This is a genomic window from Streptomyces virginiae (genome assembly GCF_041432505.1).
GTDB classification, from domain to species: domain Bacteria; phylum Actinomycetota; class Actinomycetes; order Streptomycetales; family Streptomycetaceae; genus Streptomyces; species Streptomyces virginiae_A.
In genome coordinates this window covers 1543976-1557961 of the sequence record NZ_CP107871.1, presented here as the reverse complement: position 1 = coordinate 1557961, position 13986 = coordinate 1543976, and the positions used below count along the sequence as shown (strand labels likewise).

Annotated in this window: 16 protein-coding genes; 9 read left to right on the top strand and 7 right to left on the bottom strand. The window is 72.1% G+C overall.

What is annotated here, in order from left to right; all coding sequences use genetic code 11:
- Position 1: 1 nt before the first annotated feature.
- Entirely contained in the window at positions 2-1324 is a 1323-nt protein-coding gene (locus OG624_RS07225; RefSeq protein WP_033220924.1) for an adenosylmethionine--8-amino-7-oxononanoate transaminase, read from the bottom strand.
- Positions 1317-2567: a biotin synthase BioB gene (bioB, locus tag OG624_RS07220; RefSeq protein WP_033220926.1), complete on the bottom strand. Its 1251-nt coding sequence runs from the start codon at positions 2565-2567 to the stop codon at positions 1317-1319. Before bioB ends, OG624_RS07225 begins: the two co-directional genes overlap by 8 nt.
- Before the next feature lie 157 nt (positions 2568-2724).
- On the opposite strand from bioB, the gene OG624_RS07215 reads away from it, so the two are divergent.
- Positions 2725-3906: an 8-amino-7-oxononanoate synthase gene (locus OG624_RS07215; protein WP_033220928.1), complete on the top strand. Its 1182-nt coding sequence runs from the start codon at positions 2725-2727 to the stop codon at positions 3904-3906.
- A gap of 100 nt (positions 3907-4006) precedes the next feature.
- Here the strand turns inward: OG624_RS07215 and OG624_RS07210 are convergent, their stop codons facing one another.
- Both OG624_RS07210 and OG624_RS07205 read right to left on the bottom strand, forming a co-directional pair.
- Positions 4007-4228: a DUF397 domain-containing protein gene (locus OG624_RS07210; RefSeq protein WP_033220930.1), complete on the bottom strand. Its 222-nt coding sequence runs from the start codon at positions 4226-4228 to the stop codon at positions 4007-4009.
- A gap of 12 nt (positions 4229-4240) precedes the next feature.
- Positions 4241-5125, bottom strand: a complete 885-nt coding sequence (locus OG624_RS07205; RefSeq protein WP_033220933.1) for a helix-turn-helix domain-containing protein — start codon at positions 5123-5125, stop codon at positions 4241-4243.
- A 196-nt stretch (positions 5126-5321) separates the two neighbouring features.
- On the opposite strand from OG624_RS07205, the gene OG624_RS07200 reads away from it, so the two are divergent.
- On the top strand, positions 5322-5771 hold the full coding sequence (locus OG624_RS07200) for an ATP-binding protein (RefSeq protein WP_161292894.1): 450 nt from the start codon (positions 5322-5324) through the stop codon (positions 5769-5771).
- A gap of 15 nt (positions 5772-5786) precedes the next feature.
- On the opposite strand, the gene OG624_RS07195 is transcribed toward OG624_RS07200, so the two are convergent.
- Complete coding sequence (locus OG624_RS07195; protein ID WP_033220937.1) at positions 5787-6179, bottom strand: VOC family protein; 393 nt, start codon at positions 6177-6179, stop codon at positions 5787-5789.
- 314 nt (positions 6180-6493) lie between these two features.
- On the opposite strand from OG624_RS07195, the gene OG624_RS07190 reads away from it, so the two are divergent.
- The 7 genes from OG624_RS07190 to OG624_RS07160 all read left to right on the top strand — a co-directional run bounded on the left by OG624_RS07190 (position 6494) and on the right by OG624_RS07160 (position 12975).
- Positions 6494-6796 carry an urease subunit gamma gene (locus tag OG624_RS07190; protein ID WP_030011137.1) on the top strand — a complete coding sequence of 101 codons (303 nt, stop codon included), beginning with the start codon at positions 6494-6496 and terminating at the stop codon, positions 6794-6796.
- Between the two features lie 16 nt (positions 6797-6812).
- Positions 6813-7124, top strand: a complete 312-nt coding sequence (locus OG624_RS07185; RefSeq protein WP_033220939.1) for an urease subunit beta — start codon at positions 6813-6815, stop codon at positions 7122-7124.
- Positions 7117-8838, top strand: a complete 1722-nt coding sequence (locus tag OG624_RS07180) for an urease subunit alpha (protein ID WP_033220941.1) — start codon at positions 7117-7119, stop codon at positions 8836-8838. Before OG624_RS07185 ends, OG624_RS07180 begins: the two co-directional genes overlap by 8 nt.
- 69 nt (positions 8839-8907) lie before the next feature.
- Positions 8908-9582, top strand: a complete 675-nt coding sequence (locus OG624_RS07175; protein ID WP_352164853.1) for an urease accessory protein UreF — start codon at positions 8908-8910, stop codon at positions 9580-9582.
- A gap of 38 nt (positions 9583-9620) precedes the next feature.
- The gene (gene ureG, locus OG624_RS07170; RefSeq protein WP_033220945.1) at positions 9621-10316 is read left to right on the top strand and encodes an urease accessory protein UreG; all 696 of its coding nucleotides are present in this window, start codon (positions 9621-9623) and stop codon (positions 10314-10316) included.
- Complete coding sequence (locus OG624_RS07165; protein WP_371592403.1) at positions 10313-11119, top strand: urease accessory protein UreD; 807 nt, start codon at positions 10313-10315, stop codon at positions 11117-11119. Before ureG ends, OG624_RS07165 begins: the two co-directional genes overlap by 4 nt.
- 182 nt (positions 11120-11301) lie before the next feature.
- On the top strand, positions 11302-12975 hold the full coding sequence (locus OG624_RS07160; protein WP_051763304.1) for an alpha/beta hydrolase: 1674 nt from the start codon (positions 11302-11304) through the stop codon (positions 12973-12975).
- Positions 12976-13011: 36 nt separating this feature from the next.
- Here OG624_RS07160 and OG624_RS07155 read toward each other — a convergent pair whose 3' ends face one another.
- Together OG624_RS07155 and OG624_RS07150 are read right to left on the bottom strand one after the other, a co-directional pair.
- On the bottom strand, positions 13012-13722 hold the full coding sequence (locus OG624_RS07155) for a lysophospholipid acyltransferase family protein (RefSeq protein WP_371639230.1): 711 nt from the start codon (positions 13720-13722) through the stop codon (positions 13012-13014).
- An 86-nt stretch (positions 13723-13808) separates the two neighbouring features.
- Positions 13809-13967, bottom strand: coding sequence for a hypothetical protein (locus OG624_RS07150; protein ID WP_030719054.1), 159 nt, complete (start codon positions 13965-13967; stop codon positions 13809-13811).
- Positions 13968-13986 lie beyond the last annotated feature (19 nt).

Genomic DNA, 13986 nt, shown 5'->3' with positions numbered 1-13986 from the left:
CTCAACCTTCCTGCGCCGCCGCGCACACCGCACGGCAGATCCGGGCCACGTCCTCGTCGCCGGTCACGAACGGCGGCATGACATAGATCAGGTCCCGGAACGGGCGCACCCACACGCCCTCGCGCACCGCCGCCCGGGTGGCCGCCGGCACGTCGATCTCGTGGTCGAGCTGGACCACGCCGATGGCGCCCAGGACGCGTACGTCCTTCACACCGGGGATGTCGGACGCCGCCGCCAGGCCCTCGCGCAGCCCCGCCTCGATCCGCTTGACGTCCGTCGCCCAGTCCTGACCGAGCAGCAGCTCGATCGAGGCCAGGGCCACGGCCGTGGCCAGCGGGTTGCCCATGAAGGTCGGCCCGTGCGCCAGCACCGGGACTTCGCCCTGCGAGATGCCGTCCGCCACCCGCGGCGTGCACAGGGTGGCCGCCAGTGTGAGGTAGCCGCCGGTCAGCGACTTGCCCAGGCACATCACGTCCGGGGTGATCCCCGCGTGGTCGGCCGCGAAGAGCGTGCCCGTACGGCCGAAGCCCGTGGCGATCTCGTCCAGGATCAGCAGGACCCCGTACTCGTCGCACAGCTCGCGCAGGACCCGCAGGTGGCCCGGGTGGTGGAAGCGCATACCGCCCGCACCCTGCACCACCGGCTCCACGATGACCGCGGCCAGCTCGTCCGCGTGTGCCGAGATCGTGGCGCGCAGGTGGTCGGCGTACGCCGGGTCCACGGGCGTGTCGAAACCGGCGGGCGGCGCGTCCGCGAAGACCTGCCGCGGCAGGTGACCCTGCCACAGCTCGTGCATCCCGCCGTCCGGGTCGCAGACGGCCATCGGCTGCCAGGTGTCCCCGTGGTAGCCACCGCGCCAGGTCAGCAGCCGGGTCTTGCCCGTCCGCCCCAGCGAACGCCAGTACTGGAGACACATCTTGACCGCGACCTCGACGGACACCGAGCCCGAGTCGGAGAGGAAGACGTGCTCCAGCCCCGGCGGGGTGATCTCGACGAGCTTGGCGGCGAGCCGGACGGCGGGCTCATGGGTGAGCCCGCCGAACATCACGTGCGACATCCGGCCCAGCTGCGCCGTGGCGGCCTCGTTGAGCACCGGGTGGTTGTAGCCGTGGATGGCCGACCACCAGGAGGACATGCCGTCGACCAGCTCTTCGTGACCGTGTCCCTGGGACGGGTCGGCGAGCCGCAGCCGCACCCCCGAGGCGGAGGCGATGACCAGCGGCTCCTGCCGCCCGGGCATCGGGCCGTACGGGTGCCAGACGTGCTGCCGGTCCAGCGCGAGCAGTTCCGCGCCGGCCGACAGGGGGTCGAGCTGATCAGGCATTGGGGGCGACGTCCGTCCCCGCGCCGCGTCGGCGCACCGCCACCAGCTCCGGGCGGACCTCGCCGGCCTCGGCCTGGACCGGTGCGGACGTCCGGGCCGCCGGCGCGTGGCCGGAGCAGCCGCCGCACGCCGAGCCGCAGCCCGCGGCCTCGTCGCCCTCGGCGGGCGCGCCCGAACCGCAGAGCGAGGCGCCGCCGTTCGAACCGCAGCCCCCACCGGTGGCGGAGGCCAGGGCGTCGGAGCGGTGCGCGGGAAGGGTCGACGTACCGGCGCCCTCCACCTCGAAACCGGCGTCCGCGATCATGTCGAGGTCGGTCTGACCGGCCTGGCCCTCACTGGTCAGGTAGTCGCCGAGGAAGATCGAGTTGACGATGTGCAGGGCCAGCGGCTGCATCGAGCGCAGGTGCACCTCGCGCCCGCCGGCGAGGCGGACCTCGACGTCGGGGCAGACGAACCGCGCCATCGCCAGGATGCGCAGGCAGCGCTGCGGGGTGAGGTTCCACTCCTTGGCCAGCGGGGTGCCCTCGAACGGGATCAGGAAGTTGACCGGCACCGAGTCCGCGTCCAGCTCGCGCAGCGAGAAGACGACGTCGACGAGGTCCTCGTCGCTCTCGCCCATGCCCGCGATCAGACCGGAGCACGCGGACAGACCGGCGCCGTGCGCCTTCTGCACCGTGTCGACGCGGTCGGCGTAGGTGTGGGTCTTGGTGATCTGCCCGTACGTCGCCTCGGACGTGTTGAGGTTGTGGTTGTAGGCGTCCGCGCCCGCGTCCCGCAGTCGCTCCGCCTGGCCGTCCGAGAGCAGGCCGAGGCACGCGCAGACCTCGACGCCCTCGTTCTGCTCCTTGATCGCCGCGATCGTCTTGCCGACGCGGTCCACGTCCCGGTCCGTCGGCCCGCGGCCGCTGGCGACCAGGCAGACCCGCTTGGCGCCGCCCGCGACGCCGGCGGCGGCGGCCTGGGAGGCCTCCTCGGGCTTCAGCCAGGTGTACTTGAGGATCCCGGCCGTCGATCCCAGGCGCTGGGAACAGTAGGAGCAGTCCTCGGGGCACAGGCCCGACTTCAGGTTGACCAGGTAGTTCAGCTTGACGCGACGCCCGAACCACTGGCGGCGCACCTTGCCGGCCGCGGCCACCACGTCGAGCAGTTCGTCGTCAGAAGTCGCCAGTACGGCGAGCGCTTCTTCGCGGGTCGGCAGCTCGCGCCGCAGCCCCTTGTCCACCAGGGTGTTCAGCAGGTCCATGGACCAGATCCTGTCCCACACCCCCGCTCCCGGCCAAGGAGAGATCGCACAACATGGCCGGATGGGTGTGTGTGTATCACCACACCTGGCGCAGCGGTCACGCGAGCTAGGGTCGGGGCAGGTCTGTGGACTGCCGACAAAACACGAGGACGTGCCGATGCCCCAGCTCACTCCCGACCCGGTGGACGTCTTCGCGTGGATCGACGACGCGGAGCGCGCGCGGGAGGAGGCCGGCCTCGTCCGCACCCTGCGCCCCCGGCCGTCCGTGTCGCCGCTGCTGGACCTGGCGAGCAACGACTACCTCGGCCTGTCCCTGCACCCCGAGACCGTCCGCGGGGCGCAGGAGGCGGCCGCGACCTGGGGCGCCGGAGCCACCGGTTCGCGGCTCGTGACCGGCACCACCGAGCTGCACACCGAACTGGAGCGGGAGCTCGCCGCCTTCTGCGGCTTCGAGGCCGCGCTCGTCCTGTCCTCCGGCTACGCCGCCAATCTGGCCGCGGTCACCGCGCTCAGCGGCCGGGGCACGCTGGTCGTGTCCGACGCCGGGAACCATGCCTCGATCGTCGACGGCTGCCGGCTCTCGCGCGCCGAGACCGCCGTGGTCCCGCACGCCGACCCGGACACCGCGCGCAAGACGCTCGCCGCGCACGAGGGCCGGGCGCTACTGGTCAGCGACTCGGTGTTCTCCGTGGACGGGGACGCCGCCCCGCTGGCCGAGTACGCCGCCGCCTGCCGGGACGAGGGCGCCGCCCTGGTCGTCGACGACGCCCACGGGCTGGGCGTGCTGGGCGAGGGCGGCCGGGGCGCGCTGCATGCCGCCGGGCTCGCGGGGGCGCCCTACGTGGTCGCCACCCTGACCCTCTCGAAGTCCCTGGGCAGCCAGGGCGGGGCCGTGCTCGGTCCGGCCAAGGTGATCAGGCACCTGGTCAACACCGCGCGCACCTTCATCTTCGACACCGGACTGGCCCCGGCCGCCGCCGGAGCGGCGCTGGCGAGCCTGCGCCTGCTCCAGCGGGAACCGGAGCGCGCGGACCGCGCCCGCGAGGTGGCCGCCCAGTTGTACGGGCGACTCACCGCGTCCGGCCTGACCGCGGCCCGGCCGGACGCGGCCGTGGTGTCGGTACGGGCCCCCTCGGCGTCGGCGGCACTGCGCTGGGCCGCCGACTGCCGCGAGGCGGGACTGTTCGTGGGGTGCTTCCGTCCGCCGTCGGTGCCGGACGGCATCTCCCGGCTGCGGCTGACCGCCCGGGCCGATCTCACGGGGGACGAGATCGATCGGGCGGTCGGGACGATCCTGGCGACCGCACCCGCCGGAGCCACGGACGGCCAGGGCCGGTAGGCCGTAGCGGCCGAAGTCCTGGGCGTTCGGGGGGTTCCCGGGCGGTCCCGGTCGCTCCCGGGGCGTTCCCGGTCGGGTGTCCGGGTGGTCCCGGGTCGGGCTACGCGTGCACGTCGGCCCGTACCGAGGCGAGGAAGCCGGTCCAGGCGGATCCGGTGAAGAGCACGGCCGGGCCGTCCGTGCGCTTGGAGTCACGGACGGCCAGCAGACCGCCGTCCAGGACTGCCGCTTCCACGCAGTTGTTCATTCCGGTGCTGCGGCTGCTCCGCCGCCACCGCGCGCTGATCAGAAGTCCGCCGGGGGATAACGGGGTTGCGGACACGGGGGTGCCTCCTTACGCGTCGTCAGCGAGTGAGCTGATGAGATCCGACGAGTCCTGGGGCGGGAGGGCGTGCGCCTGGATGGTGCGGAACGCGGCGCCGTACGCCTCAAGGTCTTCCTTCCGCTCCAGATAGAGGCTACTCGTCAAATGGTCGAGTACCACCACATCCAGATCAGCGATGTCCGGAAATGAAAAAATAACGAACGGTCCGGTCAGGCCGAGATGCCCTCCGACGCTGAACGGAAGCACCTGCAGGCGCACTTGAGGCAGCCTCGACACCTCCGCCAGATGTCGCAATTGCTCGGCCATCACCCCGGGCCCGCCGATCTGACGGCGCAGCACCGCCTCGTCCAGTACGGCGCTCAGCTCCAGCGGCGGATCGGCCCGCAGCACCGTCTGCCGGGCCAGCCGTACGTCGACCAGCGCGTCCACCTTCGGCTCCGGCAGCCCGCCCAGCGCCGCCCGGGTCACGGCCCGCGCGTACTCGGGGGTCTGCAGCAGCCCCGGCACCACGGACAGCTCCACGGTGCGGGCCGACCGCGCCCCGGCCTCCAGGCTGATGAAGTCCCGGTACTCCTGCGGCAAGAGCCCCCGGTAGTCGTGCCACCACTGGCGGCCGCGCCCGGTGTCGCCCGCCGGGCCGGGGCCGGCGGCCGAGGCCGACAGCGCCTCCAGCAGCGCGCGTTGCTCGGGGCTGACGATCTCCCCGTAGGCATCGAGGAGCAGCCGGATGTCCTCCGGCTTCACGCCGCTGCGGCCCGTCTCGATACGGCTGATCTTCGACTGGTGCCACCCCATGATCCGGGCCGCCTCACCACTGGTGAGTCCGGACCGGTCGCGTAGGGCACGCAGTTCCTCGCCGAGCTTGCGTCGGCGCACCGCGGGACCGTGCTGCACACCCGCCTCCTTCCACCGGCACAGCTCGCACCAGTTTGCCGTCCGAATACGCTCTTCCGTAGCAGAGTTCACCGCATCGAGCGACAGATATATGCATATCTTGGGGGAAAGGCAGATGTGACGGCACGATGGGTGGCACTCTGGCGTCCAGCACAGATCCGGGGCTTTTCGCCCCGGTGGGAAAGGGACCGTCGCCATGGCAGATCACCAGGAAGCATCCGTCACTCTGCCGAGCGATCCCGCCTCGGTCGCCACTGCCCGACGCTACGTCGCGGAGGTGCTGAGCGAGTGGGGACTCCCCGATGACGCCGACACCGCCGACAGCGTCCGGCTGATCGTCTCGGAGCTCGCCACCAACGCCGTGCAGCACACCTTCGGCCAGTCGCCCACCTTCACCGTCGACATCCGTCTGGAGCGCCAGGAGTGGTTGCGCGTCGGGGTGACCGACAGCCACCCGCGCTGGCCCAAGCGGCTCCCGGCCGCCGTCCAGCAGGACAACGGCCGGGGCATGGTCATCATCCGCTGGCTGACCGCGGAGGCGGGGGGCCGACTCTCGGTCACCCCGACCGAGGACGGCGGCAAGACGGTGTGGATCGCGCTGCCCTGGAGCGTCGGCGCCCCGGCGCGGAGCGTCTTCGGCCGCTGACCTGTTGGGGACGGCTCAGAGAAGGCCGCGTTCGCCCGCGCTGCGCTCGATGCACAGCTCGTTGCCCTCGGGGTCGGCGAGTACCACCCAGCCTGCCACGCCGTCGGCGTCGCGGCGGTCGTCGACGAGCTTCGCTCCGAGGCCGATCAGGCGCTCCACGGTCTCGTCCCGGGTGCCGGTGGGCGGCTGGATGTCCAAGTGGACGCGGTTCTTGACGGACTTGGCGTCCGGGACCCGGATGAAGAGCAGCCCCGGTACCCCGGGCCGGCCGGGTTCCAGCATGACCTCGTCGTCCCCCTCCACGTCGTCGGGGTGGAACGTGTAGCCGGTCACCGCGGACCAGAACTCGGCGACCCGGTAGGGGTCGAGGGCGTCGAAGGTGATGTGCCGGACGGGATTGATGAACATCTGTCTCCTCGATGGGGCGTCCGCAGGCGGAGCCGTATACGGAATCGGGCGCGTGGGCCACCGGAGTTGAACCGGGTACCTGCCGGAAACGTGGGTTAACTCAGCGGAAAAGCGCAGCGCTTAGCGTGGCGGCCACGTTCGACCGCCAATGATCACCCATGATCCGGTAAAGCGGCGGTGGTCGGGGCGGAAAGCCTTTCCCAGTGTTGGGCAAGACTCGCTTGGTTCGGATATGCGCAGGTCAACAAAGTGTTGAAGGCCGATAGGGTCGCCCCGCCCCTTGTTGATCTTGTCCCGGAAGCTTGGTGATACACGTGCAACTGACACCGCACGAGCAGGAGAGACTGCTCATCCACGTGGCCGCCGACGTGGCCGAGAAACGGAGGGCGCGCGGGGTCCGCCTCAACCATCCGGAGGCGATCGCGCTGATCACGTCGCACCTCCTGGAGGGGGCCCGTGACGGCCGGACGGTGGCGGAGCTGATGGCCTCGGGCCGCACCGTCCTGACCCGCGAGGAGGTCATGGAGGGGATCCCCGAGATGATCCACGACGTCCAGGTCGAGGCGACCTTCCCGGACGGCACCAAGCTCGTCACCGTCCACGACCCGATCGTCTGAAACGGAGTACCCCCGCATGATCCCCGGCGAAATCGCCTACGGGGACGGCCCGGTGCTCCTCAACGAGGGCCGTCCCGTCACCCGCCTCACCGTGCTCAACGCCGCCGACCGGCCGGTCCAGGTCGGCTCCCACTACCACTTCGCCGAAGCCAACCCCGGCCTCGACTTCGACCGCGCCGCCGCCCACGGGCTCCGGCTCAACGTCGCCGCCGGTACCGCCGTCCGCTTCGAGCCGGGCATCCCGGTCGCGGTGGAACTCGTCCCCCTGGGGGGCTCGCGCACCGTACCCGGACTGCGCGGCGAGACCGGAGGACCGCTCGATGGCTGAGCTCTCGCGCCAGGTGTACGCCGACCTCTTCGGGCCGACCGCCGGAGACCGGATCCGCCTCGCCGACACCGACCTCTTCGTCGAGATCGAGCAGGACCTCGGCGGCGGCCCCGGGCGGGCCGGCGACGAGGCCGTCTTCGGCGGCGGCAAGGTGATCCGTGAATCCATGGGGCAGGCCCGCACCACCCGGGCCGAGGGCGCCCCCGACACCGTGATCACCGGCGTCGTCGTCCTGGACCACTGGGGCATCGTCAAGGCCGACCTCGGCATCCGCGACGGCCGGATCTGCGGCATCGGCAAGGCGGGCAACCCCGACACCATGGACGGGGTCGATCCCGCACTGGTCATCGGCCCCGAGACCGAGATCATCGCCGGCAACGGGAAGATCGTCACCGCCGGCGCCATCGACGCCCACGTCCACTTCATCTCCCCGACGGTCATCGAGGAGGCGCTCGCCTCCGGGATCACCACCCTCGTCGGCGGCGGCACCGGACCGGCCGAGGGGACCAAGGCCACCACCGTGACCCCCGGGCCCTGGCACCTGGCCCGGATGTTCGCGGCCCTGGAGGCCTACCCGGTCAACATCGGCCTGCTCGGCAAGGGCAACACCATGTCCCGCGAGGCGATGCACTCCCAGCTGCGCGGCGGCGCCCTCGGGTTCAAGATCCACGAGGACTGGGGGGCCACCCCCGCCGTCATCGACGCCTGCCTCTCGGTCTGCGAGGAGACCGGCGCCCAGGTCGCCATCCACACCGACACGCTCAACGAGGCCGGGTTCGTCGCCGACACCCTCGCCGCCATCGCCGGGCGGACCATCCACTCGTACCACACCGAGGGCGCGGGCGGCGGGCACGCGCCCGACATCATCACCGTGGTCTCCGAGCCGAACATACTGCCCAGCTCCACCAACCCCACCCGGCCGCACACCGTCAACACCGTCGAGGAACACCTCGACATGCTGATGGTCTGCCACCACCTCAACCCGGCCGTCCCCGAGGACCTCGCCTTCGCCGAATCGCGGATCCGACCCTCGACCATCGCCGCCGAGGACGTCCTCCACGACCTCGGGGCCATCTCCATCATCTCCTCCGACTCCCAGGCCATGGGCCGGGTCGGCGAGGTCGTCCTGCGCACCTGGCAGACCGCCCACGTGATGAAGAAGCGCCGCGGCTTCCTCCCCGGCGACGGCCCCGCCGACAACCACCGGGCCCGCCGCTACGTCGCCAAGTACACGATCAACCCCGCGGTGGCTCAAGGGCTCGCCCGCGAGATCGGCTCCGTCGAGACCGGCAAACTCGCCGACCTGGTCCTGTGGAACCCGGCCTTCTTCGGGGTCAAGCCCGAACTCGTCATCAAGGGCGGCCAGATCGCCTACGCGCAGATGGGCGATGCCAACGCCTCCATCCCCACGCCGCAGCCCGTCCTGCCCCGGCCCATGTTCGGCAGCCACGGCCGCGCACCCGGCCTCAACTCGCTGAACTTCACCGCCCAGGCGGCGCTCGACGACGGGCTGCCGGAACGGCTCGGGCTGGGCAAGCGGTTCGTGGCCATCGAGAGCACCCGCAAGGTCACCAAGGCCGACATGCGCAACAACGACGCCATGCCGAGGGTCGAGGTCGACGCCGACACCTTCACGGTCACCATCGACGGCGAGCCCGTGGAACCGGCGCCCGCGGCGGAACTGCCGATGGCCCAGCGCTACTTCCTGTTCTGACCGCTCTCCGCGTCCCGACCGTCCCCACCGTCCTGACCGTTCCGACCGTTTGAGAAGAGGTCCCTGTCGATGAGCCGCGCCGCGCTGCTCGTCCTCGCCGACGGCCGCTTCCCCGCCGGGGGCCACGCCCACTCCGGCGGGGCCGAGGCCGCCTGCAAGGCGGGCCGGATCCATGACGCCGCCACCCTGGAGGACTTCTGCCGAGGCCGGCTGCACACCGCCGGCCTCACCGCCGCCGCGCTCGCCGCGGCCGCCGCCCTCGGGCTCGACCCGGCCGCCCTCGACGCCGCCGCCGATGCCCGTACCCCCTCCCCGGCGCTGCGCACCGCGGCCCGACGGCTGGGACGGCAACTGCTGCGGGCCGCCCGGGCCACCTGGCCCGCCGCCGAACTGGAGGCCCTGGCCGCGGCGTTCCCGCGCGGAGCCCACCAGCCCGTGGTGCTCGGCGTCACCGCCCGGGCGGCCGGCCTCGGGCCGTCGGACGCCGCGCACGTGGCGGCGTACGAGAGCGTCGGCGGGCCCGCCACGGCGACCGTACGGCTGCTGGGCCTGGACCCCTTCGAGGCGAGCGGGGTACTGGCCCGGCTCGCCCCCGAACTCGACGCCGTCGCCACCGAGGCGGAGCGGGCCGCGCTGCGCGCCCGCTCCCAGGGCCCGCAGGCGCTGCCCGCGGCCTCCTCGCCGCTGCTGGACATCTCGGCGCAGGTCCATGCCGACTGGCCGGTCCGCCTCTTCGCCTCCTGACCCCTCGACCTCCTGACCTCCCGAAGGAGACACCCCCCATGCACCTCGACCACGCCGTGACCTACCCCCACCGGCACACCCACGGCGCCGACCCCCTGCGCCCCGACGGCACCCGGCGGGCGCTGCGCATCGGACTCGGCGGACCGGTCGGCTCCGGCAAGACCGCCACCGTCGCCGCCCTGTGCCGCGCGCTGCGCTCCGAGCTGTCCATGGCCGTCGTGACCAACGACATCTACACCCGCGAGGACGCCGAGTTCCTGCTCCGCGAGGCCGTGCTGCCGCCCGAGCGGATCGCCGCCGTCGAGACCGGGGCCTGCCCGCACACCGCCATCCGCGACGACATCTCCGCCAACCTGGAGGCCGTGGAGGAACTGGAGGACGCCTTCCGGGAACACGGCCGACTGGACCTGATCCTCGTCGAGTCCGGCGGGGACAACCTCACCGCCACCTTCTCCCGCGGGCTCGTCGACGCCCAGATCTTCGTCATCGACGTGGCCGGCGGGGACGACATCCCCCGCAAGGGCGGCCCCGGCGTCACCACCGCAGACCTGCTCGTCGTCAACAAGACCGACCTCGCCCCGCACGTCGGCTCCGACCTCGGCCGGATGGCCCGCGACGCCGCCGAGCAGCGCGGCGAACTCCCCGTCGCCTTCCAGTCGCTGCGCGGCCCCGAAGGGGTCGGCCCGGTGGCCGCCTGGGTGCGCGAGCGGATCGCCGCCTGGTCCTCGCGGTGAGCGCCGCCACCACCGAGGACATCGCGCAGGCACCACCGACGCCGCCCGCGGGCCTGCGCGCCACCGCCCGCATCCACGCCGTGGCCGACGGGCGCGGCGGCACCGCCCTGCCGCTGCTCGCCGGGGAGGGCCCGCTCGCGCTGCGCCGCACCCGCTCGTCGTCGCGGGCCGAGGCCGGGGTCATGCTGGTCGGCGCGATGAGCGCCCCGCTCGGCGGGGACCACCTCACCGTCGAGGCCACCGTCGGCCCCGGTGCGCACCTCCGCCTCGCCTCGGCGGCGGCCACCCTCGCCCTGCCCGGCCGGACCGGCGCGCCCGCGCGGTACGACGTCCACCTCATCCTGGAGGACGGAGCCGCGCTCCGGTGGCTGCCCGAGCCGCTGGTCTCGGTGCGCGGCAGTGACCTGAGGGTGCGCACCCGGGTCCGAATCTCCCCCACGGCGCGGTTGGTGCTGCGTGAGGAGCAGGTGCTCGGCCGCACCGGGGAGGTTCCGGGGCTGCTGCGCAGCCGCCTCGCCGTCGAGTGCGGGGGGCGTCCGCTGTTGGACCAGGAACTCGCCTGCGGCCCCGGCGCGCCCGGCGGTTGGGACGGTCCGGCCGGCCTGGCGGGGCGCCGGGCGCTCGGTCAACTCCTCGTCGTGGACCCCGCCTTCGCCGAGGACGCGCCCGCCGCGGCGGTCCTGGGGGAGTTCGCGGCGGTGACGCCGCTGGCCGGTCCGGCCGTCCTGGTGACGGTCCTGGCCGGGGACGCCCTGCGGGTGCGCGAACTGCTCGACGCGGCCTGCCGAACGTACGGGTGGTGAAAGCGGGACGCATCAGGCACCGCTCAGCGGTACACGCCTTTCCGGTTATCGGGTTGGCAAAGAAGTCGATCCGGCCCTGTCGCCAGGTCCCGATCAGACGACAGGATCCCCCTGCACGCCGACGACCGAACCCGACCAACCCGGCCGCCCACGGCGGTACCTGACGCAGGGGGAACAACCACGTGATACGCAACGCGGCGCTGGGGAGCGCCGCCACACTGATCACCGGCACACTCGCGGCGAGCCTGCTGCTGGCCCCGCCGGCCGCGGCGGCCTCCGCCGGCAGCGACGGCAGGCTGCCCGAGGCGCTGGGCGTTCAGATCGCCGCCGCCCGCGCCGCCCGTGCCGGGATCGACTGGAAGGACTGCCCGGCGGACTGGGGCTTCGAGAAGCCCATCCAGTGCGGCTGGGTGAAGGTTCCGCTCGACTACGCGAAGCCGTACGGCAAGACCATCGACATCGCCGTCGACCGGATCGGCAGCACGGGCACCAAGGAGGAGCGCCAGGGCGCGCTCGTCTACAACCCCGGCGGCCCCGGCGGCTCCGGCATGCGCTTCCCGCGCCGCGTCACCACCAAGAGCCCGCTGTGGGTCAACACCTCCAAGGCCTACGACTTCGTGGGCTTCGACCCCCGCGGTGTCGGCCACTCGGCGCCGATCTCCTGCATCGACCCGCAGGAGTTCGTCAAGGCCCCCAAGGCCGACCCGGTCCCGGACTCCGAGGCCGACAAGCGCGCCCAGCGCAAGCTCGCCGCCGAGTACGCGGACGGCTGCAAGGAGCGCAGCGGCGAGATGCTGCCGCACATGACCACGCCGAACACCGCGCGCGACCTCGACGTGATCCGGGCCGGCCTCGGCGAGAAGAAGCTGAACTACCTCGGCGTCTCCTACGGCACCTACCTGGGCGGGGTCTACGCGACCCTCTTCCCGACCCACGTGCGCCGCATGATCGTCGACAGCGTGGTGGACCCGTCGCAGGACAACATCTGGTACGAGGCCAACCTCGGCCAGGACGTCGCCTTCCAGATGCGCTGGAACGACTGGCAGGACTGGGTCGCCAAGAACGACGCGGTCTTCCACCTCGGCGACACCCGCGCCAAGGTCGAGGCCCGCTACCAGAAGCTGCGCGCCAAGGCCAAGGCCAACCCGCTCGGCGGGGTCGTCGGACCGGCCGAGCTCATCGGCTTCTTCCAGGGCGCCCCGTACTACGACTCCTCCTGGGTGCCCGTCGCCCAGACCTGGGCCGCGTACGAGGCCGGTGACGAGCAGGCGCTGATCGACGCCATCGCCCCGGACATGACGGACACCAAGGGCAACGCGGCCTCCGAGAACAGCAACGCCGTCTACACGGCCGTCGAGTGCGCCGACGCGAAGTGGCCCACCAGCTGGTCCAAGTGGGACCGGGACAACACCAAGCTGCACCAGAAGTACCCGTTCCTGACCTGGTCCAACGCGTGGATGAACCTGCCCTGCGCGACCTGGAAGGCCAAGCAGAGCACCCCGATCGCCGTCGGCGCCAAGCACGGGCTGCCGCCCGTACTGATCGTCCAGTCCGAGCGGGACGCGGCCACGCCGTACAAGGGTGCGGTCGAGCTGCACCGCCGCCTCGCCGGTTCGCGTCTGATCACCGAGAAGAGCGCCGGCTCGCACGGTGTCACCAGCCTGGTGAACCCCTGCATCAACACCCGGGTGGACAGCTACCTGCTCACCGGCAAGGTCGACGCCAAGGACGTGACGTGCGCCCCGCACGCCACCCCCGTGGCCCCGGCCCCGGCCGCGGCGAAGTCCCTGTCGTCCGACGCCCCGGCCGAGTCCTCGGTCCTCCCGGCGCCGGAGGAGCTCCCCGCCGTCCGGTAAGGACCGGCGGTAGCGATTCGACGAGCGGGAGAAGGCTCAGCGCGCGGTGCGCCGGGCCTTCTTCCGCTGTTCCTCCTCCTCGGCCTTCACCTCGGCCGCGTACCGGTCGACGTACTCCTGGCCGGACAGTCCGAGGATCGCGTACATGATCTCGTCGGTGACCGCCCGCAGGACGGCGCGCTCGCCCTCCATCCCGGCGTACCGGGAGAACTTCATCGGCTCGCCGAAGCGGATCGTCACCCGCCGGATCTTCGGGAGCTTCTTTCCGGGCGGCTGGATCTCGAAGGTGCCGACCATCGCGCAGGGGATCACCGGTACCCCGGCGCCCAGAGCCATCGCCGCGACCCCCACCTTGCCCTTGTAGAGCCGACCGTCGTGCGAGCGCGTCCCCTCCGGATAGATCCCGAGCAGCTCGTCCTTGGCCAGCACGCCCAGGCCCTCGCGCAGGGCGGCCTGTCCGGCGTTCTTGCCCGACCGGTCCACGGGGATCTGCCCGGCGCTGCGGAAGAAGAACGCGGTGAGCCGACCCTTGACCCCGGGGCCGGTGAAGTACTCGGCCTTCGCCAGGAAGGTGATCCGCCGCTTGAGGATCGCGGGCATCAGGAAATGGTCGGAGAAGGACAGGTGATTGCCCGCGACGATGGCGGCCCCTTCGGCGGGGATGTTCTCCAGACCCTCGATCCGAGGTCTGAACAGCAGCCGCAGCAGAGGGCCGAGCAACACGTGCTTGAGCAAGTGGTAGAACACCAGGCCGCTCCTGTCGATATCCCGTTGTCACCGCCATTTTACGAACGGTGAGCCGCGGGGCGTCAGGGGGCGGGAAGGGACCTTACTCAGACATTGCGTGTCGCGGCCATCCCGGCGGTCAGCAGCCCCAGCACCACCCAGCCGAACCACAGCCAGCCGTTGCTGCCGAGGGCCACGGAATACGCGGCGACGGCCACCAGAGCGGCGAAGGTCATGACGCACATCGCCTTAACGGATCCGGTCATGCCCCATGGTGGCGCGCGA